At 70.3% G+C, this 21,507-nt stretch carries 30 protein-coding genes; 13 read left to right on the top strand and 17 right to left on the bottom strand.

All coding sequences use genetic code 11. The features are described 5' to 3' along the window. Complete coding sequence (locus tag MQH10_RS17450; protein WP_242565288.1) at positions 1-990, bottom strand: adenosine kinase; 990 nt, start codon at positions 988-990, stop codon at positions 1-3. Between the two features lie 122 nt (positions 991-1,112). Between MQH10_RS17450 and MQH10_RS17445 the strand changes: the two genes are divergently transcribed. The 3 genes from MQH10_RS17445 to MQH10_RS17435 all read left to right on the top strand — a co-directional run bounded on the left by MQH10_RS17445 (position 1,113) and on the right by MQH10_RS17435 (position 3,003). Beyond that, on the top strand, positions 1,113-1,679 hold the full coding sequence (locus MQH10_RS17445) for a DUF6886 family protein (protein WP_242565287.1): 567 nt from the start codon (positions 1,113-1,115) through the stop codon (positions 1,677-1,679). 47 nt (positions 1,680-1,726) lie between these two features. After that, positions 1,727-2,020, top strand: a complete 294-nt coding sequence (locus MQH10_RS17440) for a hypothetical protein (RefSeq protein WP_242565286.1) — start codon at positions 1,727-1,729, stop codon at positions 2,018-2,020. A 179-nt stretch (positions 2,021-2,199) separates the two neighbouring features. Beyond that, the gene (locus MQH10_RS17435; protein WP_242565285.1) at positions 2,200-3,003 is read left to right on the top strand and encodes a peptidylprolyl isomerase; all 804 of its coding nucleotides are present in this window, start codon (positions 2,200-2,202) and stop codon (positions 3,001-3,003) included. Here MQH10_RS17435 and MQH10_RS17430 read toward each other — a convergent pair. The 6 genes from MQH10_RS17430 to nth all read right to left on the bottom strand — a co-directional run bounded on the left by MQH10_RS17430 (position 2,975) and on the right by nth (position 7,285). After that, on the bottom strand, positions 2,975-3,544 hold the full coding sequence (locus MQH10_RS17430) for a hypothetical protein (protein WP_242565284.1): 570 nt from the start codon (positions 3,542-3,544) through the stop codon (positions 2,975-2,977). The two genes, MQH10_RS17435 and MQH10_RS17430, sit on opposite strands and share 29 nt — an antisense overlap. Positions 3,545-3,628: 84 nt before the next feature. Beyond that, positions 3,629-4,666, bottom strand: coding sequence for an ATP-binding protein (locus tag MQH10_RS17425; protein ID WP_242565334.1), 1,038 nt, complete (start codon positions 4,664-4,666; stop codon positions 3,629-3,631). Beyond that, positions 4,579-5,301 carry a hypothetical protein gene (locus MQH10_RS17420; RefSeq protein ID WP_242565283.1) on the bottom strand — a complete coding sequence of 241 codons (723 nt, stop codon included), beginning with the start codon at positions 5,299-5,301 and terminating at the stop codon, positions 4,579-4,581. The genes MQH10_RS17425 and MQH10_RS17420 overlap by 88 nt, the downstream gene beginning before the upstream one ends. A 107-nt stretch (positions 5,302-5,408) precedes the next feature. Then, positions 5,409-5,552 (bottom strand): hypothetical protein, encoded by a 144-nt coding sequence (locus MQH10_RS17415; RefSeq protein WP_242565282.1) that lies wholly within the window; start codon positions 5,550-5,552, stop codon positions 5,409-5,411. 94 nt (positions 5,553-5,646) lie between these two features. After that, positions 5,647-6,555: a transcriptional regulator GcvA gene (gcvA, locus tag MQH10_RS17410; RefSeq protein WP_242565281.1), complete on the bottom strand. Its 909-nt coding sequence runs from the start codon at positions 6,553-6,555 to the stop codon at positions 5,647-5,649. Between the two features lie 4 nt (positions 6,556-6,559). Next, complete coding sequence (gene nth / locus MQH10_RS17405; protein WP_242565280.1) at positions 6,560-7,285, bottom strand: endonuclease III; 726 nt, start codon at positions 7,283-7,285, stop codon at positions 6,560-6,562. An 83-nt stretch (positions 7,286-7,368) separates the two neighbouring features. Here nth and MQH10_RS17400 point away from each other — a divergent pair, with 83 nt between their 5' ends. Continuing rightward, positions 7,369-7,842, top strand: coding sequence for a DUF2244 domain-containing protein (locus MQH10_RS17400; RefSeq protein ID WP_242565279.1), 474 nt, complete (start codon positions 7,369-7,371; stop codon positions 7,840-7,842). A 127-nt stretch (positions 7,843-7,969) separates the two neighbouring features. Here MQH10_RS17400 and hslU read toward each other — a convergent pair whose 3' ends face one another. Genes hslU through hslV form a run of 4 tightly spaced genes read right to left on the bottom strand, consistent with a single transcriptional unit; the run spans position 7,970 to position 11,155 of the window. Beyond that, positions 7,970-9,280, bottom strand: a complete 1,311-nt coding sequence (hslU, locus tag MQH10_RS17395; protein ID WP_242565278.1) for an ATP-dependent protease ATPase subunit HslU — start codon at positions 9,278-9,280, stop codon at positions 7,970-7,972. Positions 9,281-9,326: 46 nt separating this feature from the next. Further along, the gene (locus MQH10_RS17390) at positions 9,327-10,169 is read right to left on the bottom strand and encodes a DUF4440 domain-containing protein (RefSeq protein ID WP_242565277.1); all 843 of its coding nucleotides are present in this window, start codon (positions 10,167-10,169) and stop codon (positions 9,327-9,329) included. Beyond that, positions 10,166-10,558 (bottom strand): hypothetical protein, encoded by a 393-nt coding sequence (locus tag MQH10_RS17385; RefSeq protein WP_242565276.1) that lies wholly within the window; start codon positions 10,556-10,558, stop codon positions 10,166-10,168. Before MQH10_RS17385 ends, MQH10_RS17390 begins: the two co-directional genes overlap by 4 nt. A 3-nt stretch (positions 10,559-10,561) precedes the next feature. Continuing rightward, positions 10,562-11,155 carry an ATP-dependent protease subunit HslV gene (gene hslV, locus MQH10_RS17380; protein WP_419720787.1) on the bottom strand — a complete coding sequence of 198 codons (594 nt, stop codon included), beginning with the start codon at positions 11,153-11,155 and terminating at the stop codon, positions 10,562-10,564. Between hslV and MQH10_RS17375 the strand changes: the two genes are divergently transcribed. Together MQH10_RS17375 and MQH10_RS17370 are read left to right on the top strand one after the other, a co-directional pair. Continuing rightward, entirely contained in the window at positions 11,154-11,891 is a 738-nt protein-coding gene (locus tag MQH10_RS17375; protein WP_242565275.1) for a HesA/MoeB/ThiF family protein, read from the top strand. The genes hslV and MQH10_RS17375 overlap by 2 nt on opposite strands. 217 nt (positions 11,892-12,108) lie before the next feature. After that, positions 12,109-13,146, top strand: a complete 1,038-nt coding sequence (locus tag MQH10_RS17370; protein WP_242565274.1) for an alcohol dehydrogenase family protein — start codon at positions 12,109-12,111, stop codon at positions 13,144-13,146. Here MQH10_RS17370 and MQH10_RS17365 read toward each other — a convergent pair. Then, positions 13,143-14,135, bottom strand: coding sequence for a 2-hydroxyacid dehydrogenase (locus MQH10_RS17365; RefSeq protein ID WP_242565273.1), 993 nt, complete (start codon positions 14,133-14,135; stop codon positions 13,143-13,145). The two genes, MQH10_RS17370 and MQH10_RS17365, sit on opposite strands and share 4 nt — an antisense overlap. A 135-nt stretch (positions 14,136-14,270) precedes the next feature. On the opposite strand from MQH10_RS17365, the gene MQH10_RS17360 reads away from it, so the two are divergent. From MQH10_RS17360 to MQH10_RS17335, 6 genes are all read left to right on the top strand, one after another. Further along, on the top strand, positions 14,271-14,762 hold the full coding sequence (locus tag MQH10_RS17360; RefSeq protein ID WP_242565272.1) for an SH3 domain-containing protein: 492 nt from the start codon (positions 14,271-14,273) through the stop codon (positions 14,760-14,762). Positions 14,763-14,867: 105 nt separating this feature from the next. Next, positions 14,868-15,386: a 3-hydroxyacyl-[acyl-carrier-protein] dehydratase FabA gene (fabA, locus tag MQH10_RS17355; protein WP_242565271.1), complete on the top strand. Its 519-nt coding sequence runs from the start codon at positions 14,868-14,870 to the stop codon at positions 15,384-15,386. Between the two features lie 36 nt (positions 15,387-15,422). Next, entirely contained in the window at positions 15,423-16,634 is a 1,212-nt protein-coding gene (gene fabB, locus MQH10_RS17350) for a beta-ketoacyl-ACP synthase I (RefSeq protein ID WP_242565270.1), read from the top strand. A 2-nt stretch (positions 16,635-16,636) separates the two neighbouring features. Then, on the top strand, positions 16,637-16,843 hold the full coding sequence (locus tag MQH10_RS17345) for a hypothetical protein (RefSeq protein WP_242565269.1): 207 nt from the start codon (positions 16,637-16,639) through the stop codon (positions 16,841-16,843). Then, on the top strand, positions 16,840-17,286 hold the full coding sequence (locus MQH10_RS17340; RefSeq protein WP_242565268.1) for a GNAT family N-acetyltransferase: 447 nt from the start codon (positions 16,840-16,842) through the stop codon (positions 17,284-17,286). Before MQH10_RS17345 ends, MQH10_RS17340 begins: the two co-directional genes overlap by 4 nt. Before the next feature lie 64 nt (positions 17,287-17,350). Then, positions 17,351-18,163: an enoyl-ACP reductase FabI gene (locus MQH10_RS17335; RefSeq protein ID WP_242565267.1), complete on the top strand. Its 813-nt coding sequence runs from the start codon at positions 17,351-17,353 to the stop codon at positions 18,161-18,163. Here MQH10_RS17335 and MQH10_RS17330 read toward each other — a convergent pair. From MQH10_RS17330 to MQH10_RS17320, 3 genes are read right to left on the bottom strand one after another with little or no spacing between them, the layout of a single operon-like run. After that, positions 18,160-18,438 carry a hypothetical protein gene (locus MQH10_RS17330; protein ID WP_242565266.1) on the bottom strand — a complete coding sequence of 93 codons (279 nt, stop codon included), beginning with the start codon at positions 18,436-18,438 and terminating at the stop codon, positions 18,160-18,162. The genes MQH10_RS17335 and MQH10_RS17330 overlap by 4 nt on opposite strands. Beyond that, positions 18,435-18,629, bottom strand: coding sequence for a hypothetical protein (locus tag MQH10_RS17325; protein WP_242565265.1), 195 nt, complete (start codon positions 18,627-18,629; stop codon positions 18,435-18,437). Before MQH10_RS17325 ends, MQH10_RS17330 begins: the two co-directional genes overlap by 4 nt. After that, complete coding sequence (locus tag MQH10_RS17320) at positions 18,626-18,943, bottom strand: hemerythrin domain-containing protein (protein WP_242565264.1); 318 nt, start codon at positions 18,941-18,943, stop codon at positions 18,626-18,628. Before MQH10_RS17320 ends, MQH10_RS17325 begins: the two co-directional genes overlap by 4 nt. A 116-nt stretch (positions 18,944-19,059) precedes the next feature. On the opposite strand from MQH10_RS17320, the gene MQH10_RS17315 reads away from it, so the two are divergent. Beyond that, the gene (locus MQH10_RS17315) at positions 19,060-20,307 is read left to right on the top strand and encodes a UbiH/UbiF/VisC/COQ6 family ubiquinone biosynthesis hydroxylase (protein WP_242565263.1); all 1,248 of its coding nucleotides are present in this window, start codon (positions 19,060-19,062) and stop codon (positions 20,305-20,307) included. Here MQH10_RS17315 and MQH10_RS17310 read toward each other — a convergent pair. Both MQH10_RS17310 and MQH10_RS17305 read right to left on the bottom strand, forming a co-directional pair. After that, positions 20,304-21,077 (bottom strand): class I SAM-dependent methyltransferase, encoded by a 774-nt coding sequence (locus MQH10_RS17310; protein WP_242565262.1) that lies wholly within the window; start codon positions 21,075-21,077, stop codon positions 20,304-20,306. The two genes, MQH10_RS17315 and MQH10_RS17310, sit on opposite strands and share 4 nt — an antisense overlap. A gap of 226 nt (positions 21,078-21,303) precedes the next feature. Continuing rightward, positions 21,304-21,504 (bottom strand): Trm112 family protein, encoded by a 201-nt coding sequence (locus MQH10_RS17305; RefSeq protein ID WP_242565261.1) that lies wholly within the window; start codon positions 21,502-21,504, stop codon positions 21,304-21,306. Positions 21,505-21,507: the final 3 nt, after the last annotated feature.

Genomic DNA, 21,507 nt, shown 5'->3' with positions numbered 1-21,507 from the left:
CTAAAGTCCTTTCGCGGCCGCCAGGTCCTTGAGCGAGACCTGCGGCCTTGGGCCGTAATGCGAGATCACTTCCGACGCCGCCAGCGAGCCGAGGCGGCCGCAGATCTCCAGCGACCGGCCCTTGGCGAGGCCGTACATGAACCCGGCTGCGTATTGGTCGCCCGCGCCGGTCGTGTCCACGACTTTCTCGACCGGATAGGCCGGAACCGCGACGGTTTCGTCGCCCTGGATGATCACCGAGCCCTGGGCGCCGCGGGTGACGGCTGCGAGCTTCACATGGGGGCGGAGCTGGGCCAGGGCCGCGTGGAAATCGTCGGTCTCGAACAGGGCGGTCAGTTCGGTGTCATTGGCGAAGACCAGGTCGACCTGGCTCTCGATGAAGCCCAGGAGGCCGGCCCGGTGGCGATCGACCACGAAGCCGTCGGAGAGCGTCAGCGCCAGCAGACGGCCGGCGCCGCGGGCATGACCCGCCGCCTTGGCGAAGGCGCGGCGCGCGGCCTCGGCGTCGAACAGATAGCCTTCCAGATAGACGATCTTCGCCGCCTCGATGACGGCGGGGTCGATGTCGTCGGCGGTGAACTCGGTCGAGGCGCCCAGATAGGTGCACATGGTCCGCTCGCCGTCGGGCGTCACATTGATAAGGCTGCGGGCCGTGGACGGGCCGCCGATCAGGGGCGGGGTGTCAAAATGGGCGCCGATGGCGCGCATGTCATGGCGGAAGACGTCGCCCAGCTGGTCGTTGGCCACCTTGCCTAGATAGGCCGCGCGGCCGCCCAGGCTGGCGATCCCGGCGATGGTGTTGCCGGCCGAGCCGCCGGAGGTCTCCACCCCGGCCGCCATGCGCTCGTACAGCAGGGCGCTGCGGGCCTCATCGACCAGCATCATGGCCCCCTTGTCGAGGGCGAGCTCCGTCAGGAAGGCGTCATCGGCCGGGGCTATGACATCGACGATGGCGTTGCCGATGGCGGCGACGTCGTAGAGTTCGGACATGAGGGCGAACGGTTCCGGAGGGACAGGCAGCGGCTGACTACAGGCAAAGACCCTGGCGGGCAACGCGCGCGGGGACTTAAGCTTATGCGCTTCAAACCCTTCCCGGCGGCTTAAGCTCGACCATGGCGCTGTTCCACTTCTCCGACGACCCGACCATCGCGCGGTTCGATCCGCGGCCCGTGCAGGTCCCGGCCGAGCGGGCGCCCGGCATGGACTGGCTGAACGGGCCCCTGGTCTGGGCGATCGACGCCCCCCGCCAGGCGATGTACAGCTTTCCCCGCGACTGCCCGCGCATCCTCATCTGGGCCGAGCCCGGGTCCGCCGAGGCCGATATCGACCGCTGGATGGGGCCGGGGCGTCCCGCCATGGTCGCCTATGTGGAATGGGCCTGGTTCGAGCGGCTGAAGACCGGGGTGATCCACCGCTACGCCCTGCCGGCCGAGAGCTTCGAGAGCCTCAGGGACGCCGGCATGTGGGTCAGCCGCCAGGCGGTGACGCCCGACGCGGTCGAGACCCTGACCGACCTGCCCGCCGCGCTCGCCGCCCTGGGCGTCGAATTGAGATTGATGGAGAGCCTTTTGCCGCTGAAGGACGTCTGGTCCTCCAGCCTGCACGCCAGCGGCATTCGCCTGCGCAACGCGCAAGGCTGGGTCGCCGCGGGGCAACCGCTTCGCGCGGCGGGGCGTTGAGAGAGGGAACGGCCGGTGCGACCGGCGCCCACCTCAAGGAGAGATCCATGTCGAACTCCACGCCTGTGCCCAACACCCGCAAGGACGAGAAGCGCGCCTTCAGCCACGGCTCCGGCGGCAGCGCCGCGGATTCCGCGGTCGAGGGCCGCGCCCAGCTGGAGGACCGCCACATCGAGGTCCCCCACGCCCGGCCAGCCGAAGCCCTGAAGGACGACGAGAAGCACGACCAGCTGGCCGACAAGGAGGCCGAGGCCGAGAACCGCCAGGAGGCCCTGCTCGACGAAGGCCTTGAGGAGAGCTTCCCCGGCAGCGACCCGGTGAGCGTCAAGCGCATCACCTAGACCGGCTTCCCACTCCCCCTGCACGGCGGGGGGAGTGGGGGTGAGGGGAACTTTGCTGAAATCCGGCGAGCCCCAGCTGAATATTCGCACCCCTCATCCCGCCCTCTCCCCGCCCCGCGGGGGGAGGGCGATCCATATGCGGCTGGCGGCGTGCGCCGGCCTGGGCCAAGCTCGCGCGCATGCGCACCCTCTTCGCCGCCCTCGCCGCCCTGCCCCTGATCGCCGCGGCGCCCGCCGACTGGCGTCCGCTCGATCCCGCCCAGACCCTAGTGATCGACACCACCCAGGGGCGGATGGTGGTGGAGATGCGCCCCGACCTTGCGCCCCTGGCGGTCGAGCGGATCAGGCTGCTGGCCCGCGAAGGGGTCTATGACGGCCTCCTGTTCCACCGGGTGATCGACCATTTCGTCGACCAGACCGGCAATCCCAATAATCACGACGGCGGGGTCTCCAGCCATCCGGACCTTCCCCCGGAATTCACCTTCCGCCTGGCGCCGGGCGACCTGGCGGTGGCGCGCCGGGCCAGCGACGGGACCTCGGGCTTCGTCGGATCGAGCCCGGTGGAGATGGTGGCGACCTCGGAACTGGCGCGGTCCAAGGACGGCAAGCTTCGCGCCTGGGGCGCCTATTGTCCCGGAACCGCCGGCATGGGCCGCCAGGAGGCGCCCGGCAGCGCCAACAGCGAGATCTTCTTCATGCGGGACGCAAGCCGCCGGCTGGACCGGGACTATACGGTCTGGGGCCAGGTGGTTTCGGGTCTCGACGTGGTCCGCGCCGTCGCCGTGGGCGAACCGCCGGCCAAGCCTGACAAGATGGTGCGGGTGCGGGTCGCCATCGACCTGCCGCCCGCCGAGCGACCGAAGCTGGAGGTTCTGAACGAGAAGGGCCCCGCCTTCGCCGCCCTGGTCGCCAAGGTCCGCAAGGCCCGGGGGGCCGACTTCAGCATTTGCGACGTCAGCGTCCCGGTGCGCGCCGCGCCCTGACCGGCCGCCAGACGAGATCCATCGCCGGTTCCAAGGCCTCGCTGGCGCGAGCGGCGTTGCGAACCGCCTCCGGCGTCCAGGCCAGGCAGTTGTCGCCGTCGACCAGGAGGTCCGGGAAGGGCGTCGGTGACACAAACTGTTCTGGACCGCCGTCGCCGGGCGGGGGGCCGCAGTCGACCGGCCAGACGCTCAGCCCGGTCGCCCTCCCCGAAGCGTCGCGGGTGCGGACCCGAGCGCCGAAATAGAAGTAGCCGGTCTCGTGGGGCGCCGGACTCATCTGGACGATCAGCGGGTCGCCGGGAAACAGCCGCATTCGCCTAGGGGACCCGTCTCTGTCGATCAGCAACATCCGCCCATCGGCGCGAATGCGAAAGGATGAGCGGACCGGCGTGGTGATCGAGTGTGGTCCGCCCCATTGCCAAGTCCCCGCCCGGATCGCCGGCAGACCGGTCGCGTCATGGAACAGCGGCTGGTGCGAATAGACCCGATTGCAGCCGCCGAGCAGCAGGGCCAGGCCGACAAGCAGAGCCTTGAAGCACATGACGCCCTCCGATCACGGAAGCGTGATCACGCGCCCGGGACGGCATTTGGTCAAGCCTATTCCGCACAGATCTGACCGATCCGCTCAGGCCGCGAGCGCGGCCTCGATGGCGGCGTAGAGTTCGGCGGGCTCCACCGGCTTGGCGACGAAGCCGGACATGCCGGCCGCCGCGCAGGCGTCGATGTCCTCCGGCGCCACGGAGGCGGTGAGCGCCAGGATCGGCGGGCCGCCGGCCTGGGCGGTCAGGCGCCGCGCGGCCTCCAGTCCGCCCATCTTCGGCATGTTGAGGTCGAGCAGGATCAGGTCGAAGTCGCCGTCATTGGCCGCGCGCAGGGCGGCCTCGCCGTCCTCGACACAGACCAGTTCCGAGGTGACCGGCCCGAGCATCAGGGCGAAGGCGCGGCGGTTCACCTCGTGGTCGTCGGCCAGCAGGATGCGCAGGCCCGACCGCGCCTCCGCCGGATCGGCCGGCGCCCCGACGGGTTCGGCCCCCGGCGCCTCCGCCGCCACCAGGGGGGCGGTGAAGGTGAAGACGCAGCCATGGCCCGGCCGCGCCGCGAGGGTCAGGTCGCCGCCCATCAGCCGGGCGAGGTCGCGACTGATCGACAGGCCGAGCCCGGTGCCGCCGTGGGTGCGCGCCACGCCGGCATGGGCCTGGTGAAAGGGGTTGAACAGGCCCTCGGCCTGTTCCGGCGTCAGGCCCGGCCCGGAATCGATCACCGCCAGGCTGAGTCCGCCCTGGGCGTCGGGGGCGCGGATGGACAGGATCACCCCGCCGTCGGTGGTGAACTTGAGGGCGTTGGAGATCAGGTTGTTGAGGACCTGGCGGACGCGAACCCCATCGCCCATGAGCCAGACCGGCTGGGCGGGACCGCCCTCCACCGTGAAGGTGAGGCCCCGGGCGCGCGCCTCGGGCGCCCAGAAGGCCGTGGTCTCGCAATGCAGCCGGGCGAGGTCGAAGGGCTCAGCCACGACCGAGAGCTTGCCGGCCTCGAGCTTGGAGAAGTCCAGCAGATCGTTCAGCAGGGTGCGCATCATCCGGCCGGCGTGGTCCACCAGCCGCAGATGGTCGGCGGCGTCGTCCAGGGTGGTGGCGCGCGAGGCCTCCGCCACACCGGCCAGCAGGGCGGAGATCGGCGTGCGCAGTTCATGGCCGACCATGGCGACAAAGGCGGACTTGGCGGCGTCGGCGCGCTCGGCCCGCGCGCGGCCTTGGCCTCGCCGAGCAGGGCGCCGGCCTGGGCCCGCCAGCCGACATAGGCCGCGGTCAGCAGCAGCGGCCCGTTGATGGCCATCAGGAAGACGTCGCGCGGCGCGGCGCCGACGGACAGGGCGAACAGCGGAATGGCGGTGAGATAGGCCGCGGACGGGATCGCCGAGGCCGCAAAGGCCAGGGGCGCGCTGCGCGCGCCCGCCACCCCGATCGCCAGGATTCCGGCCACCAGGGCGACCGAAACGGCCGAGCCCCAGGCGCCGAACGCCGTGACGTCGAAGATCGCCGGGGCGGCGACCACCGTATTGCTGAGCAGGAGCAGCAGGAAGCCGATGCGGCGCTGGTGCGTCACCGGCCCCAGACGCCATTCCGTGAGCTGGATCGCGACGAACAGGGTCAGCCACAGGGCCACCATGCGCAGGTCGGTGAAGGGCCCGATACAGGCCGCGGCGACCGTGCAGAGACCGAGCCTGAAAGGCAGGGTGCGGCGCCGATCCTGGAAGATCTGGACCCATTCGGCGTCCGCGGCGAGGTCGGCGGTCATGGTGGCGGTGCGCTCCCAACAGACCGAACGAGCCTAGGCCGACGGGTGTTAACGGGGCCGCCCACACCCTGCCGCGACGGATTGGCGCAGCCCCGCGGCGGCCGGCCTCATCCCAGACCGTCGCGAAGCGAGATGGCGATTTCCAGGACGGCGGGCAGGCCGACCAGGAAGGCGAGGATGGTCCAGACGGCGATCCGTTCCGGCCAGCCCTTGGCCGGACGGGTGTCGTGGAAGCAATCGGGGCTCGACATGGGAGGGCTCCTTTAGGGTGTGGAAGACCCTCGCAGGAAGCGCGCTTCAGGGCGGCCGGACAAACGAGAACGGGGCCGCTCAGTTGACTTCAGATCACTTGAAAGACCGCAGGCCGTCGGCCTCCGCCTGGTCGACCAGCCAGGCGCGGAAGCGGCGCAGCTGGGGCAGGTCCGCGCGCTCGGGCAGGCTGAGGGCCCAGTAGCTGGCGGGACTGGCGACCTCCAGGTCGAAGGGCCGGATCAGCCGGCCCGACGCCAGGTCGTCGAGCACCAGGGCCCGGTGGGCGAGGGCCACGCCGCGCCCGGCCAGCACCGCCTCGATGGTCAGATAGGTGTTGGAGAACCGGGCGCCCCGTTCGTCGGCCGCGCCCTCGACCCCCGCGGCGGCCAGCCAGTCGGACCAGACCGGCTCCTCCCCGAAGGCGTTGATGTCCTGCATCAGGCTGACCCGGGTGAGATCGGCCGGGGTCTTCAGCCCGGCCTCGGCGGCGAAGGCCGGGGTGCAGACCGGAAACAGGTGGGCGGTGGCCAGGCGGGTGGCGTGCAGGCCGACATAGGGGCCCTTGCCGTAGCGCAGGGCGATGTCCACCCCGTCGCGGGCCAGGTCGACGGGGGTGTCATTGGCCGAGACCCGGATGTCGATGCCGGGATGCCGCTCCTGGAACCGATAGAGGCGCGCGGCCAGCCAGCGGGCGGCGAGCGAGGGAGTGGCCGAGATCACCACGGGGGCGTCGCGCCGGCTGCGCGCCTGGTCCACCGCCTGGGCCATGACGCCCAGGCCCTGGCGCACGCCGACGGCCAGGGTGGCCCCGGCCTCGGTCAGGCGGACGGCGCGGTTGAACCGCTCGAACAGGCGGACGCCGAGCTCGATCTCCAGCGTCTTGATCTGGCGGCTGACCGCGCCCGGCGTGATGGCGAGCTCGTCGGCGGCGCGCAGGAAGCTGCCCAGCCGGGCGGCGGCCTCGAAGACCCTCAGGCCGTTGAGGGGCAGCCGCTCGGCCATGGGCTCAGTCCGCCTTGCCGCGCGACGGGCAGAGGTCGGCGATCAGGCACGCCTCGCACTTGGGCCTGCGCGCCAGGCAGACATAGCGGCCGTGCAGGATCAGCCAGTGGTGGGCGCGGACCAGATAGGGCTCGGGCACGAGGGCCATCAGCTCGGCCTCGACCTGGTCCGGGGTCTTGCCGAAGGCCAGGCCCAGGCGATGGGAGACCCGGAAGACATGGGTGTCGACGGCGATGGCCGGCTCGATGCGCAGTTCGTTCAGCACCACGCTGGCGGTCTTTCGCCCGACGCCGGGCAGGGCCTGAAGCGCCTCGCGGGTGAGCGGCACCTCGCCGCCATGCTGCTCCATGATGATCTTCGCCGCGGCCAGCACGTTCTTGGCCTTGGTGCGGAACAGGCCGATCGAGGAGATCAGGGGGATCAGCCCCTCTTCGCCCAGGGCCAGCATGTCCTGGGGCGTATGGGCGACCTCGAACAGCTTGCGGGTGGCCTTGTTCACCTGGACGTCGGTGGCCTGGGCCGACAGGGCGACGGCCACCACCAGGGTATAGGGGCTTTCATAGTCGAGCTCGGTGCGCGGATCGTCGGTCTCGGCCTGGAAGCGGCGGAAGATCTCCTCGATCCGGGCGCGCTCGGCGGGGCTGAGCCGGCGGGCGCCGGGCTTGGCCTTGAGCTTCACGGGCGGCTTGGGCGCGGACTTTCGGGCGGGTTTGGCGACGGCGGACGGCATGGCCGGACCATGGCCGCATCGCCCCGCTTCGCCAAGTCACGGCGATTCCGCCGGCCGCGGATTCCGGCTATGGTGCAGCCGGCATGGACGACATGATCTTCATGGACGCCGAGATCCGCCCGCACCGATCCCTGTCGGAGCGGGGGTTCATCATATTGATCTCCATCGTCACCTTCCTGAACTGCTGCTCGGCGGCGGTGTTCCTGGCCATGGGCGCGACCCTGGTGCCGATGTTCTTAGGATTGGACGTGCTGGCGGTGCTGATCGCCTTCCTGGCCAGCTTCGCCTCGGCCCGGCAGATCGAGCGGGTGCGGGTCACCGACAGCCAGGTGCGGGTGACCCATGAGACCCCGAAATGGTCGCGGGTGGTGTGGGAAAGCCCCACCGCCTTCACCCGGGTCTCGGTGCTGACCGAGGACGACCGGGCGGTGGACGTGCGGCTCGCCCTCTCCGGCAAGGAGGCCCAGGTGGCCGCGGCCCTGAGCCCCAGCGAGCGCGCCGAATTCGCCAAGGCCCTGCAGGGCGCCATCCAGGACGCCCGCAAGGCGCGGTGGTGAGGCTCCCCTCACCCCACCCTCTCCCCGCAAGCGGGGCGAGGGGGCGATGCGTCGAGGCCTGAGGATCAGTTCCCTCGCCCCGCTTGCGGGGAGGGGGTCAGAGTGAGGGGTCGTCGCCAGACGCCGCTCACAGAATAAACCGGCTCAGATCCGTGTTCTGGGCCAGGTCGCCGACGCGCTGCTTCACGGTGTCGGCGTCGATGACCACCGTCTCGCCGGACCGGTCGGAGGCGGTGAAGCTGATCTCCTCCAGCACCTTCTCCATCACGGTCTGCAGACGGCGCGCGCCGATGTTCTCCACCGCGCCGTTCACGGTGACGGCGGCGTCGGCCAGGGCGTCGATGGCCTCGTCGGTGAAGGTGAGCGTCACGCCCTCGGTGGCCAGCAGGGCCTGCTGCTGGCGGATCAGATTGGCCTCCGGCTCGGTGAGGATGCGGCGGAAGTCGTCGCGGGTCAGGGCCTTCAGCTCCACCCGGATCGGCAGACGGCCCTGCAGCTCGGGCAGCAGGTCCGAGGGTTTAGCGACGTGGAAGGCGCCCGAGGCGATGAACAGCACGTGGTCGGTCTTCACCGGCCCGTACTTGGTGGAGACCGTCGTGCCCTCGATCAGAGGCAGGAGGTCGCGCTGCACCCCCTCGCGGGAGACGTCGGCCCCGCCGCCGCCGCGGTCGGAGCGGCTGGCCACCTTGTCGATCTCGTCGATGAAGACGATGCCGTTGTTCTCGGCCAGTTCGACGGCCTCCTGGGCGAGCGCCTCCTGGTCGACCAGCTTGTCGCTCTCCTCGGCGATCAGCGGGGTCCAGGCGGCCTTGACCGTGGTCTTGTGGGCCTTGGTGCGGCCCCCGAAGGCCTTGCCCATCATCTCCGACAGATTGAGCATGCCCATCTGGGCGCCTGGCTGGCCAGGGACCTCGAACATCGGCAGGCCGGCGCCGGTGTCGGCCAGGGTCAGCTCGATCTCCTTGTCGTCCAGCTCGCCGGCCCGGAGCTTCTTGCGGAAGCTCTCGCGGGCGGCGGTGGAGCCGGGGCCGGTCAGGGCGTCGAGGATGCGCTCCTCCGCCGCGCCTTCGGCGCGGGCGCGGACGCCGGCGCGACGCTTGTCGCGGACCATGGCGATGGCGGTCTCCACCAGGTCGCGGACGATCTGGTCGACGTCGCGGCCGACATAGCCGACCTCGGTGAACTTGGTGGCCTCAACCTTCAGGAACGGCGCCTGGGCGAGCCGGGCCAGGCGGCGCGCGATCTCGGTCTTGCCGACCCCGGTCGGGCCGATCAGCAGGATGTTCTTGGGCGTGACCTCGTCGCGCAGCGGGCCCTCGACCCGGCGGCGGCGCCAGCGGTTGCGCAGGGCCACGGCGACGGCCTTCTTGGCCTCGGGGTGGCCGACGATGAAACGGTCGAGCTCGGAGACGATTTCGCGGGGGGAAAACTCGGTCATGACGCCCGATAGATAGGGTGGCCGGGCGAAATCAAGACCCCTCGCCTCAGGGCTTAGGCGCGGGAACGCTGAGAATCTGGTCGAAGACCAGCCGCCAGCCCGCCAGGTCGTGGCGCCAGACCCGGACATAGTGGCCGCGGCCGCCGGTCCAGCGGGCGTCGCCATAGGTCCAGGCGAGGTCGCCGGCGACGGAGGTCGAGCCGCCGAGCGGGGCGAAGTCGATGGTCTTGGCGCGGGCGGCCAGTTCGGCCTGCACCGCCGCGGGCGTGGTCGCCGGGGCGGCGGGAGAGCCCTGCATGCGGGTTTGCGGCGTCAGCACCGGGGCGTAGGCGGCGGCGAGATCCGTGCGGGCCTTGAGCGCCAGGGCGGCCTCGGCGGCCTTCACCTGGCTCCAGGCGTGCTCCGGATAGAGCGAGGGGCCGGTCGCCGGGGCGAAATAGACGGGGGTCGAACCCTGGGGCGGCGCGTGGCTGAGGTCCGCATCGACGCCGCCGTCATAGATCCACTTCCAGCCGCCGTCGGCCTGGCGCGACCAGACGGTGAAGTACCAGGCGTTGGGCTGGCCGTCATAGGTGGACGGGCCGGAGGTGAAGCCGAGGTCGCCCGAGCGGGAGATCCCGGCCCAGACCGGCCACCAGACGAGCGGCTTGCCCGGCTTGTCGGGGCGGGCGCCGTAGAGGTCGTGGGCCTTGACCGGGTCGGGGGCGAACAGGATGGCCTCGGGCGCCGACCATTTCAGGAACCCGCCCTTGATCCCCATGGCCAGGGTGTCGGCGGCGAAGGCGGTCTCGGCGGCGACCACCTGGCGCGGATCGGCCGGCGCGGGCTTGGCCAAGGCCGGGGCGGCGGCCAGGGCGAGGGTCAGGGCGAGGGCGGCGGAACGGTTCATCCGCCGATCATGCGCCCGGCCTCGGCGGCTTCCAAGCGGGCCAGTTCGGCGGCGAGCGTCGGCGGCGTCCATTCCAGGCGGGTGATCCAGTGGCCGTCGGGAAAGATCAGCCGCCCGGTGATCGCCTGGCGCTTCAGCTCGGCGATGTCGGCGACGCGGGCATAGGCCCAGCGCCGCCAGAGGGGAACGGCGATCGCGCGGGCGACCGCCCCGGCCAGGGCGGCGGCGGCCACGGCCGCCAGGCTGAAGGCGATGTGGGTGCGGAAGGCGCCCATGCCGTAGGTCAGGACCGGCAGCCAGAGCACGGCCATCATCGAGAGCCGCACCGGCAGGCGCACGCGCAGGTAGCCGCCATAGATCGCGCGCTCGGGCGTCAGCGGCTCGGTCATGCCCTAGAGGCTCTCAACCGTCAGTTCGCCATTGGTGTAGACGCAGATCTTCGCGGCGATGCCCATGGCCTTGCGGGCCAGGGCCTCGGCGTCGACCTCGGTGTCCAGCAGGGCGAGCGCCGCGGCGAGCGCATAATTGCCGCCCGAACCGATCGCCGCGCAGCCGGATTCCGGCTCCAGCACGTCGCCGACCCCGGTGACGGTGAAGATCTGGTCCTTGTCGGCGACCAGCAGCATGGCCTCGAGCTTTCTCAAATAGCGGTCGGTGCGCCAGTCCTTGGCGAGGTCGACGCAGGCCCGGGCCAGCTGGTCGGGATACTGCTCCAGCTTGGCCTCCAGCCGCTCGATCAGGGTGAAGGCGTCGGCCGTGGCCCCGGCGAAGCCGGCCAGGACCTTGCCGCCGGCCAGGCGGCGGACCTTGCGGGCGTTGCCCTTGACGATGGTTGGGCCCATGGACACCTGACCGTCGCCGGCGATCACGGTCTTGCCGTTCTTGCGGACGGCCAGGATGGTGGTCCCGTGCCAGTCTGGGAATGTTGAACTGTTCTGCGACATGGCGGCGATGTGAGCAGGGGACGGGGCGAGGTCAAGACGCATGACGTTTTCCGACGAAGAGGTCGAACGCTACGCCCGCCACCTGGTGCTGCGCGAGGTGGGCGGTCCGGGCCAGCAGAGGCTGAAGGCCGCCAAGGTGCTGGTCGTCGGCCTGGGCGGGCTGGGCGCGCCGGCCGCCCTCTATCTGGCCGCCGCGGGGGTGGGGACCCTGATCCTCGCCGACCCGGACGTGGTCGACCGCTCCAATCTGCAGCGCCAGGTGATCTATGCCGAGGCCGATCTGGGGCGTCCCAAGGTCGAGGCCGCAAGTGAGCATTTGCTCGCCTTAAACCCTCACGTGCGGATCGAGACCCGCCAGATCGCGCTGGCGGCCGAGAACGCCAAGGCCTTTGTCGCAGGGGTCGATCTGGTGCTCGACGGGACAGACGATTTCGGGGTTCGCTTCGCCGTGAACGCCGCCTGCGTCGCCCATGGGACGCCGCTCGTCTCCGGCGCCATTGGCCGCTGGACCGGCCAGGTGGGGGTGTTCCACGGCCAGCCCTGCTATCGCTGCCTGGTCCCTGAGATCCCGCCGGACGCCGAGACCTGCCAGGCGGTGGGGGTGATCGGGGCTCTGGCCGGGGTGATCGGCTCGATGATGGCGCTGGAGGCGATCAAGCTGATCGCCGGGGCGGGGACGCCGCTCGACGGACGGCTGATGATCTATGACGCGCTCGCCGCCCAGACCCGCACGGTGCGGATCGGCGCGGACGCGGACTGCCCGGTGTGCGGGGGGTGACCCAGGCTGGCGTCCCTCGCCCCGCTTCGCGGGGAGAGGGTAGGGTGAGGGGCTCTTGCTGAAGCTCAGCCCCACCCGTCTCGCCGCAAGACGCACCGCTCCGCGGTGCGCCCCTCACCCAAACCCTCTCCCCGTAAACGGGGCGAGGACTTGAAGCCCGCTTGACGCCCGCGGCGTCAGCGTCGTCCGATGGGGTCAAACGGGGAGAGACCAGACCATGAAGGCGTTGCTGTACCAGGGGGCGCGGGACATCCGCTTCGAGAGCTTCCCCGATCCCACCCTGGCCGACGACCGCGACGCCATCGTGCGGATGAGCAAGTGCGGCATCTGCGGCTCGGACCTGCACATCTATCAGGGCCATGGCTTCTCGCCGGACTTCGGCTTCTGTGTCGGCCATGAGGCGGTGGGCGAGGTGGTCGAGGTAGGGCGCGGGGTCAAGCAGCTGAAGCCCGGCGACAAGGTCATGCTGTCGGCGGCCGTGGGCTGCGGGGCCTGCGCCTCGTGTCTGGCCGGCGAGATCAACCGCTGCGCCAACCATGCGGCCTCCTGCTACGGCCTGTCCCACAAGCTGGAGGGCTGCCAGGCCGAGGCGATCCGGGTGCCGGCCGCCGACTTCAATGTCGCCAAGATCCCCGAGGGCCTGACCGAAGACCAGGCCCTGATGCTGACCGACAACCTGCCGACCGCCTGGCACGGCCTGCGCCACGCCGACATCCGCCCCGGCTCGACGGTCGCGGTGGTGGGGCTGGGGCCGATCGGGCTGATGGCTGTCGAGGGCGCCTTCGTGCTGGGGGCGGCGCGGGTGTTCGCCATCGACCTGGTGCCCGAGCGCCGGGCCATCGCGGCCAGCCTGGGGGCCATCGCGCTCGACGCCAAGGACGCCCAGGCCCAGATCGCCGAGGCGACCCATGGCGAGATGTGCGACTCCGTCGTCGAGGCGGTCGGCGCCGACGCCACCATCACGCTGTCCCTGAAGATCGCCGGCCGCATGGGCACGGTCTCGGTGATCGGGGTCAATCAGAGCCGCAGCTTCGACTTCCCCATGGGCGTGTCGTTCATGAAGAACGTCACCTTCCGGATCGGCACCTGCTCCGTGCCGCGCTGGTGGCCGGAGCTGATCCCGCTCATCCAGGCCGGCAAGCTGAAGCCCGAGCGCCACATCACCCACGTCATGCCGCTGTCGGAGGGCGCCGAGGCCTATCGGATGTTCGACGCCCGCGAGGCCGGGGCGCTGAAGATGGTGATGACGGGCTAAAGCATCGCCGGCAGGACCCGGTCGGGCGGCCGGTGGCCGTCCATCCAGGTCTTGATGTTGATGATCACCTTTTCGCCCATGTCGATGCGGCCCTCGACCGTGGCCGAGCCCAGGTGGGGCAGGAGCACGGCGTTGGGCAGCTTCAAGAGCTTGGGATTGATCGCCGGCTCGAACTCGAACACGTCGAGCCCCGCCCCGCCGATCTCGCCCTTGGCCAGGCCCTCGGCCAGAGCGCTTTCGTCGATGATCTCGCCGCGGGCGGTGTTGACCAGGATGGCGTGGGGCTGGAGCAGCTTCAGCCGGCGGCCCGAGAGCAGGTGATAGGTGGCGGGCGTGTGCGGGCAGTTGACCGAGATGATGTCCATCCGGGCCAGCATCTGGTCGAGGCTCTCCCAATAGGTGGCCTCCAGCTCCTCGGCGATGCGGGGGCTGACCGGCTTCCTGTTATGATAGTGGATCGACATGCCGAAGGCGCGGGCCCGGCGGGCCACGGCCTGGCCGATGCGGCCCATGCCGATGATGCCCAGCCGCTTGCCGGTGATTCGCCGGCCCATCATCCAGGTGGGGGTCCAGCCCTTGAAGTCGCCGGCCTGGGCGAGATTGGCGCCCTCCACGATGCGGCGGGAGACCGCCATCATCAGGGCCAGCGTCAGGTCGGCGGTGTCCTCGGTCAGCACGCCGGGGGTGTTGGTGACCACGATCCCGGCCTCGGAGGCGGCGGCCACGTCGATGTGATCGACCCCGGCTCCGAAATTGGCGATCAGCTTGAGACGCCCGCCGGCCTGGGCCGCGGCGATCAGCTCAGCGTCGATCTCGTCGGTGATGGTGGGCGACAGAACATCGCACCGGCCGACGGCGTCGATCAGCGCCGCGCGGCTCATCGGGGCGTCGTCGAGGTTCAGTTCGGTGTCGAAGAGCTCGCGCATCCGCGTCTCCACGGCGTCCGGGAGCTTGCGGGTGACGATGACTTTCGGCTTGCGGGCGGCCATGGGCGGTTCGGCGACTTCCGAAAAGAGCGTTCCTGGGATCAGCGCCTATGGCGCCTTCTTTCCCAACCCTCTAGCAAAGGGGGCATGAACGGCCAAGGACAGGCGAACACGCACATGCGACGTGCGAGCGCGCTGATGAAATTGACGGCGGCGCTCATTTTCACGAGCCAGACCGCCCTGGCGGCCCCCGCGGACCGGCCGACGCCCTCCGGCCTGCCCGTTCCCCGCTATGTTTCCCTGAAGTTCGACCAGGTGAACGCCCGGTCCGGACCGGGGGACGATCACAAGCTTTTGTGGGTCTATCGGGTGCGCGGCCTGCCGGTGCAGGTGGTGGCGGAGAATTCCGAATGGCGGCGCGTCTGCGATCCCGAGCACGGCATGGCCTGGGTGCACAAGCGCACCACCGACGGCCGGCGCATGGTGATCCGCATGCAGGCCGCCCCCCTGCCGCTGCACCGCAGCCCCAAGGCCGAGTCCCACGTCATCGCCATGCTGAATCCCAGGGCCATGGCGACCCTGGTCCGCTGCGACAGCCAGGGCTGGTGCAAATTGCGGGTCGACGGGGCCAATGGCTGGGCCCCCGCCTCGGAAGTGTGGGGCACCGACGAAAAGCCCCAATGCGGCTGAGCGCGCCCCTCTGCGCGGGAGCCGGAGCCCTCGCGGGCCGTTGAGCCCGCGTGCGGGCTCTGCTAGGCCGCACCCAAAGAGATTTCAGGCAGGAAGAGGCGGAACATGATCACCGGCGCGAAGGCTAAGGACCATTACAGCCTCGATGAACTGCTCGCCTGCGGACGGGGCGAGATGTTCGGCGACGGCAACGCCCAGCTTCCGGTGCCGCCGATGCTGATGTTCGACCGCATCACCAAGATCACCGATGACGGCGGCGCGCATGGCAAGGGCTATGTCGAGGCCGAACTCGACATCAACCCGGCGCTCTGGTTCTTCGACTGCCACTTCATCGGCGACCCCGTCATGCCCGGCTGCCTGGGCCTGGACGCCATGTGGCAGCTGGTCGGCTTCTTCCTCGGCTGGTCGGGCGCCCCCGGCAAGGGCCGCGCGCTCGGCGTCGGCGAGGTGAAGTTCTCCGGCGAGGTCACGCCGAACATCAAGAAAGTCGTCTATCGAATCGACCTGAAGCGGGTGATTCTGCGCCGCCTCGTGATGGGGATCGGCGACGGGGTGCTGGAGGCCGACGGCAAGGTGATCTACGAGGCCAAGGACCTTCGGGTCGGCCTTTACGCCAAGAACTAGGCCGGACGGCCACGATAACAGGGTTAGGGAACCAGGATGCGCCGCGTCGTCGTCACCGGAATGGGGATCGTCTCCTCAATCGGCAATAACAGCAACGAGGTCCTGGCCGCGTTGCGCGAGGCCCGTTCGGGGATCATCCGGGCGCCGGAATACGCCGAGCTCGGCTTTCGCAGCCAGGTCCACGCCGCCCCGCAGATCGACTGGGAATCCATGGTCGACCGCCGGGCGGCCCGCTTCCTGGCCCCTGGCACGGCCTATGGCCACATCGCCATGGAGCAGGCGATCGCCGATTCGGGCCTGGAGGAATCGGAGATCTCCACCGAAAGCACCGGCCTGATCGTCGGCTCCGGCGGCCCGTCCACCCGCACCATCGTCGAGGCCGCCGCCACGACGCGGGAGAAGGGCCCCAAGCGCATCGGCCCGTTCGCCGTGCCCAAGGCCATGAGCTCGGGCCCCTCGGCCACGCTCGCCACCTGGTTCAAGATCCGCGGCCTGAACTTCTCCATCTCCTCGGCCTGCGCCACCTCGGCCCACTGCATCGGGGTGGGCTATGAGCAGATCCAGATGGGCAAGCAGGACATCGTCTTCGCCGGCGGCACGGAAGAGCTCGACTGGACCCTGTCTGACCTGTTCGACGCCATGGGCGCCATGAGCTCCAACTTCAACGACCGGCCGGCCGTGGCCAGCCGCGCCTATGACCAGGACCGCGACGGCTTCGTGATCGCCGGTGGGGCCGGGATCGTGGTGCTGGAGGAGTACGAGCACGCCAAGGCCCGCGGGGCCAAGATCTATGGCGAGATCATCGGCTACGCCGCCAATTCCGACGGCCACGACATGGTCGCCCCCTCCGGCGAGGGCGCGGCGCGCTGCATGAAGCTGGCCATGGCCGGACTCGGCGGGCGCAAGATCGACTATCTCAACCCGCACGGCACCTCGACCCCGGTCGGCGACCTGAAGGAGATGGAGGCGGTCCGCGCGGTGTTCGGGGACAAGGCCCCGGCCATCTCCTCGACCAAGTCCCTGACCGGCCACAGCCTGGGCGCCGCCGGCGCGCAGGAGGCGATCTATTCGCTGCTGATGCTCAACAATGGCTTCCTGGCCGAGAGCGCCCACATCGAGAACCTCGACCCGGCCTTCGCCGACATGCCGATCCTGCGCAAACGCGAGGACCGCCAGGTCGAGACGGTGATGTCCAACAGCTTCGGCTTCGGCGGCACCAATGGCAGCTTGGTGATGGGTCGGGTGTAGGGATGATCTGGCTGCGGCGAACCTTCTTCTGCCTAGCCGCCGCGATGTGGTTCGCCCCCACAATCCCCCATGTCGTCAGCCCGTCCGCAGCGCATACGATGCACGGGGTCGCCATTGTCAGCATCGCCCTGCTGATAGCCGCCAATGATGTTCTCGCTGACAGCCTTCGCAACCTGTTCCGTGACCTGACGCGTCAGCGGAAGACGTGAACGCAACGACCTTCCGCCCCGCCGTCGCCGCCGATCTCCCGGCCATAATCGCCCTCCTGGCCGATGACGCCCTGGGCGCGGGACGTGAGGACCTGACAGACCTCGAAACCTACGCCGCCGCCTTCGCCCGGCTCGACGCCAATACCCTGCTGGCCGTGGCCGAGGTTGGGGGCGAGGTGCGGGGAACCCTGCAGATGACCGTGATCCAGGGCCTGTCCAATCGCGGCGGCCGCTTCGCCCTGCTCCAGGCCGTGCGGGTGGCGTCAGGCTTGCGCGGACAAGGGGTTGGCGCCGCCTTCATCGCCTGGGCGATGGACGAGGCGCGGGCCCGCGGCTGCTCGGCGATCGAGCTCTTCACCCACGAAAGCCGCAAGGACGCCCAGCGCTTCTACGCCCGGCTGGGCTTCGCCCCCAGCCATGTTGGGATGCGCCGGCGGCTGTAGGACGCTTGCGTCCCCGCCCCGCGCCGTCCAAAACCGCACCAGACAAACGCCCAAGGAGATGCGCGTGGCCGACGACTATCAGATGCCCAAGGGCGAGCTGATGAAGGGCAAGAAGGGGATCGTGACCGGGGTCGCGAACCACCAGTCCATCGCCTGGGGCATCGCCTGCCAGCTCGCCGCCCAGGGCGCCGAGATCGCCTTCCTGCACCTGCCGGGCATGGAGCGCCGGGTTCAGCCCCTCGCCGAGCAGCTGGGCGTGAAGGTGCTGGCCGCCGTGGACGTCACCGACGACGCCTCGATGGACGCGGCCTTCGAGACCGTGAAGGCCGCCTTCGGGACGCTCGACTTCTTCGTCCACTCCATCGCCTTCGCCAACAAGGACGAGCTCAAGGGCTCGTTCGTCGACAACACCACCCGCGAGGGCTTCCTGCGGGCCCTGGACATCTCGGCCTTCAGCTTCGTCGACTGCGCGCGGCGCGCCTCGGCCATGATGCCGAACGGCGGCTCGATCATCACCCTGACCTATATGGGCTCCGAGCGGGCGATCCCGAACTACAACACCATGGGCGTCGCCAAGGCGGCCCTGGAGGCGGCGACCCGCTATGCGGCGCGCGACCTCGGCCCCAAGGGGATCAGGGTCAATGCGCTCTCGCCGGGCGCCATGCGCACCCTGTCTCTGGCCGGCATCTCCGGCGGCCGCGGCATGCTCGCCAAGGGCCGCTCGCTCTCGGCCATGAAGGAGGACACCTCCATGGAGGGCGTCGCCGGCGCCGCCCTGTGGCTCCTGTCCGACCTGGGCCGGTCCACCACCGGCGAACTGGTCCACGTCGACGCAGGCTTCCACATCATGGGCTTCACCGAGGACGACGAGGCCTAGGCCCTCTGCAGCCGGCGCCGGTTGGCGCGGACCGCCCGCCGATAGTGCGCGAGCGTCCGCGCCGTGGCGCTGGCCGGGCTCGGACCCAGCGCCCCCGTCGCGGCCTTGAGCTGAAGCGCCCAGGCCGCGGCGAGCTTTCCGACACCATGAGGCGCGACTCCGCCGCCCGGCCGGCCGCCGGCGGCGATCTTGGCCGTGCGCAGGCCGATCACCGTCGTCGCCTCCAACCCCAGGGCCCAGGCGCTCATACCCAGGCCGAACCAGGGGTTCCTCACGCGAGGGTCGTGCCCGTGAGCGTCGGGGTCTCCGGCTTCGGCAGGCCGGTCTTCTTGTATTCGGCGACCAGCCGGGTCTTTTCCTCGGCCATACGGGCGCCCAGGCTGTCCATGTCCAGGCCGGCCTTGCGCGCCTGGGCGAACATGCCCTCGACCCGCTTCTCCTCCTCCTCGACGTGGTGCTCGATCATTTCCGACAGCACCTTGACCTTGGCGTCATAGAAGTCGTCGTCCGGACGCCGGCCTCGATCTCGGCGATCAGCACCTTGGCGCCGTCGTGCTCGACATAGGCTTCCTTCAGCAGGTCCTCCTCCACCGCGCCCTCGCAGGCGGGATAGAAGACGTCTTCCTCGATCTTGGTGTGGACGGTCAGCTCCAGGCAGATCTGGTCGGCCAGCTTGCGCTTGGCGCCGTCGCCCTTGGCGACCTGGAAGTCCTCGAACAGGCCCGCGACCTTGCGGTGGTCGGCTTTCAACAGGGCGATGGCGTCAGGGGTCTCGGTCATGGGTCGGCTCCGATTTGGGGGTTAGGGCTCCAACGGTCGCGGGGGCGGCGCGTTCCTATGGTCAGGCTCGCGCAGGGCACTGGACGCGGGGCCTGGATCGTCGGCATATCGCGGCCATGAGCTCAGACGCGGACGTGATCATCGCCGGGGCCGGCATGGCCGGGGCGACCCTGGCCCTGGCCCTCAAGCAGGGCGGCCTCGAACCCCTGCTGGTCGATCCGGTGATCTTCGACGACCAGCTGGCCCCCAGTTTCGACGGTCGCGCCTCGGCCATCGCCTACGCCAATTTCCGCCAGTGGCGGGCGCTCGGCCTCGCGCCCGAGATCGAGCCCCACGCCCAGAGGATCGAACAGATCCTGGTGACCGACGCCACCGCGCCGGGCGCGGCCTCGGGCGCGCCCCTGCCCTTCTTCCTGCGCTTCGATTCCGACGAGATCGCCGATCGCAGCGACGGCGAGCCGCTGGGCTACATGCTGGAGAACCGCCGCACGCGGGCGGGCCTGGCCGCCGCCGTGGGCCGGGCCGGCATCCGGGTGCTGGCGCCCGCGCGTGTGTCCGGGGTCAACCTCGACGCCGGCGGCGCCCAGGTCGCCCTGGCCGACGGCCGCACCCTGAAGGCGCCCCTGGTGGTAGGCGCCGAGGGCCGCACCTCGCCGGTGCGCGAGGCCGCGGGCATCGGCTCCATCGGCTGGGACTATGGCCAGACCGGCGTCGTCGCCACGGTGCGGATGGAGCGCCCTCACCAGGGCGTGGCCCACGAGTATTTCCTGCCGGGAGGCCCCTTCGCCATCCTGCCCCTGACCGACAACCGCGCCAGCCTGGTCTGGACGGAGACCACGGACCGGGCCAAGGCGCTGGCCTCCGCCCGGCCGGAGATCTTCCACGCCCATCTGGTCCGCCGGTTCGGATCGTTCCTGGGCGAGGTGAACGTCGAGGGGCCGGTCTTCGCCTATCCGCTCGGCCTGCAGCTGGCCGAACGCTTCTATGCGCCCCGCGCGGCCCTGCTGGGCGACGCGGCCCATGGCAACCACCCGATCGCCGGCCAGGGGCTGAACATGGGGCTGAAGGGCTCCGCGGCCCTGGCCCAGGTGCTGGTCGACGCCCACAGGCTGGGCGAGGACATCGGCTCCGAAGTGGTGCTGGAGCGCTACGCCCAGTGGCGCAGGTTCGACACCGTGATCCTGTCGGCCGGCATGGACGCCTTCGTCCACCTGTTCTCCAACGACAACCCGCTGCTGCGGCTCGCCCGCGGGGTCGGCATGTCGGTGGTCAACCGCATCGCCCCGGCGCGGAAGATGTTCATGCAGGAAGCCGGCGGGGCCCTGGGCGACCTGCCCCGCCTGCTGCGCGGCGAGGCGCTCTAGCCGGACCGGACCGCCTCGAAATTGAGGATCTGATCGCCGGGCTTGGGCTGGCGGCCAGGCCGGTAGTTGGCGCTGACGGTGATGTCGGAGAACCCCGCCGCCGCCAGGGCGAAGCGGAACTCCTCCATCCCCCAGAGCCGGTAGGCGAAGCGCTCGATCTCGGTCTCAACCAGCCGCCCGTCGCGCCAGCGCTCATAGCGGTCATGATGCACCCGCCTCTGGCCGATCACGTCGGTCTCCGCGCGGCTGGAGCGCAGGGTCAGGAGATCGCCATTGGCCGCCGTCCAGCTGCGCTCGGGCGGCTGGCCGTCGAAGGCGCTCATGGGCGGCAGGTCGACCAGCAGGCGGCCGCCGGGCTCCAGGTGATCGTACAGTCGCCCCAGGGCCTCCAGAGCCTCGTCGAAGCGGTCCAGCAGCATGAAGGAGCTGGCCGGGACGATGATCGCCGCGAACTGCCGCCCCAAGGCCAGGTCCTGGAACCGGGCCTGGGTCAGGACAGGACTGAGGCCGCGCCCCTGCGCCCGCGCCGCGCAGATCGCCAGCATCTCGGCGGAATGGTCAAAGCCCTCGATCGCAATCCCGGCCTCCAGGAGCGGGATCATCAGGCGGCCCGTCCCTACCGCGGCCTCCAGGATCGTGCCCTCAAGGTCCCGCAAGCGGGCGGCGTAATAGGCGATGTCGAAGAGCGAACCGGTGGGCTTGTCGAGGTCATAGACCTCCGCACAGAGCCGGCCGTAGCGGTTCGGCGCCAGGGTGTCTTCAGGTGTCATGTCATCTCGCATCACGCCGGGCGCGATCGCGTCGCCCCGGCGGGGGTCCAGGCTAAGACGCCCGCCGGGCGCAGGCCCGCGGGGTCACGGAAGGCGAACGGCCTGGACGCCTGAGATCAGGCGGCGGCGGTCCGCGAGAGGAATTGGACAGTCATGCAGGCCTCCTCCAGCTGGATCAGACCCCGACGGTGGGCCGGGACCCGCGGCCTGTCAACGCGCAGCGGGGTCACCCCTCCAGGGCGCGGGCCTCTTCCGGCAGCATGATCGGTACGCCGTCGCGGATGGGATAGGCGAGCTTGGCCTGGCGACTGATCAGCTCGCCGGCCGCCCGATCATAGTCCAGCGGCCCGTGGGTGAGGGGACAGACCAGGATCTCCAGCAGGCGGGGATCGATCTCGGCGGTCAGGGCGGGCAGGTCGGCGGTCATGGG

The sequence above is a fragment of the Phenylobacterium aquaticum genome (assembly GCF_022695515.1).
Classification (GTDB): Bacteria; Pseudomonadota; Alphaproteobacteria; order Caulobacterales; family Caulobacteraceae; genus Phenylobacterium; species Phenylobacterium aquaticum.
The sequence above is the reverse complement of the archived record's forward strand: the minus strand, read 5'-3'. Positions and strand labels throughout refer to the sequence as shown.

Coding starts and splice junctions, on each gene's coding strand:
- MQH10_RS17305 (WP_242565261.1), bottom strand. CDS start 21,504: ATGACCGCCGACCTGCCCGCCCTGACCGCCGAGATCGATCCCCGCCTG.
- MQH10_RS17370 (WP_242565274.1), top strand. CDS start 12,109: ATGAAGGCGTTGCTGTACCAGGGGGCGCGGGACATCCGCTTCGAGAGC.
- MQH10_RS17360 (WP_242565272.1), top strand. CDS start 14,271: ATGAAATTGACGGCGGCGCTCATTTTCACGAGCCAGACCGCCCTGGCG.
- MQH10_RS17445 (WP_242565287.1), top strand. CDS start 1,113: ATGGCGCTGTTCCACTTCTCCGACGACCCGACCATCGCGCGGTTCGAT.
- fabB (WP_242565270.1), top strand. CDS start 15,423: ATGCGCCGCGTCGTCGTCACCGGAATGGGGATCGTCTCCTCAATCGGC.
- MQH10_RS17375 (WP_242565275.1), top strand. CDS start 11,154: ATGACGTTTTCCGACGAAGAGGTCGAACGCTACGCCCGCCACCTGGTG.
- MQH10_RS17420 (WP_242565283.1), bottom strand. CDS start 5,301: ATGACCGCCGACCTCGCCGCGGACGCCGAATGGGTCCAGATCTTCCAG.
- MQH10_RS17325 (WP_242565265.1), bottom strand. CDS start 18,629: ATGATCGAGCACCACGTCGAGGAGGAGGAGAAGCGGGTCGAGGGCATG.
- fabA (WP_242565271.1), top strand. CDS start 14,868: ATGATCACCGGCGCGAAGGCTAAGGACCATTACAGCCTCGATGAACTG.
- MQH10_RS17440 (WP_242565286.1), top strand. CDS start 1,727: ATGTCGAACTCCACGCCTGTGCCCAACACCCGCAAGGACGAGAAGCGC.
- MQH10_RS17310 (WP_242565262.1), bottom strand. CDS start 21,077: ATGACACCTGAAGACACCCTGGCGCCGAACCGCTACGGCCGGCTCTGT.
- MQH10_RS17315 (WP_242565263.1), top strand. CDS start 19,060: ATGAGCTCAGACGCGGACGTGATCATCGCCGGGGCCGGCATGGCCGGG.
- hslV (WP_419720787.1), bottom strand. CDS start 11,155: ATGCGTCTTGACCTCGCCCCGTCCCCTGCTCACATCGCCGCCATGTCG.
- MQH10_RS17400 (WP_242565279.1), top strand. CDS start 7,369: ATGGACGACATGATCTTCATGGACGCCGAGATCCGCCCGCACCGATCC.
- gcvA (WP_242565281.1), bottom strand. CDS start 6,555: ATGGCCGAGCGGCTGCCCCTCAACGGCCTGAGGGTCTTCGAGGCCGCC.
- hslU (WP_242565278.1), bottom strand. CDS start 9,280: ATGACCGAGTTTTCCCCCCGCGAAATCGTCTCCGAGCTCGACCGTTTC.
- MQH10_RS17435 (WP_242565285.1), top strand. CDS start 2,200: ATGCGCACCCTCTTCGCCGCCCTCGCCGCCCTGCCCCTGATCGCCGCG.
- MQH10_RS17345 (WP_242565269.1), top strand. CDS start 16,637: ATGATCTGGCTGCGGCGAACCTTCTTCTGCCTAGCCGCCGCGATGTGG.
- MQH10_RS17430 (WP_242565284.1), bottom strand. CDS start 3,544: ATGTGCTTCAAGGCTCTGCTTGTCGGCCTGGCCCTGCTGCTCGGCGGC.
- MQH10_RS17385 (WP_242565276.1), bottom strand. CDS start 10,558: ATGACCGAGCCGCTGACGCCCGAGCGCGCGATCTATGGCGGCTACCTG.
- MQH10_RS17450 (WP_242565288.1), bottom strand. CDS start 990: ATGTCCGAACTCTACGACGTCGCCGCCATCGGCAACGCCATCGTCGAT.
- MQH10_RS17365 (WP_242565273.1), bottom strand. CDS start 14,135: ATGGCCGCCCGCAAGCCGAAAGTCATCGTCACCCGCAAGCTCCCGGAC.
- nth (WP_242565280.1), bottom strand. CDS start 7,285: ATGCCGTCCGCCGTCGCCAAACCCGCCCGAAAGTCCGCGCCCAAGCCG.
- MQH10_RS17415 (WP_242565282.1), bottom strand. CDS start 5,552: ATGTCGAGCCCCGATTGCTTCCACGACACCCGTCCGGCCAAGGGCTGG.
- MQH10_RS17320 (WP_242565264.1), bottom strand. CDS start 18,943: ATGACCGAGACCCCTGACGCCATCGCCCTGTTGAAAGCCGACCACCGC.
- MQH10_RS17390 (WP_242565277.1), bottom strand. CDS start 10,169: ATGAACCGTTCCGCCGCCCTCGCCCTGACCCTCGCCCTGGCCGCCGCC.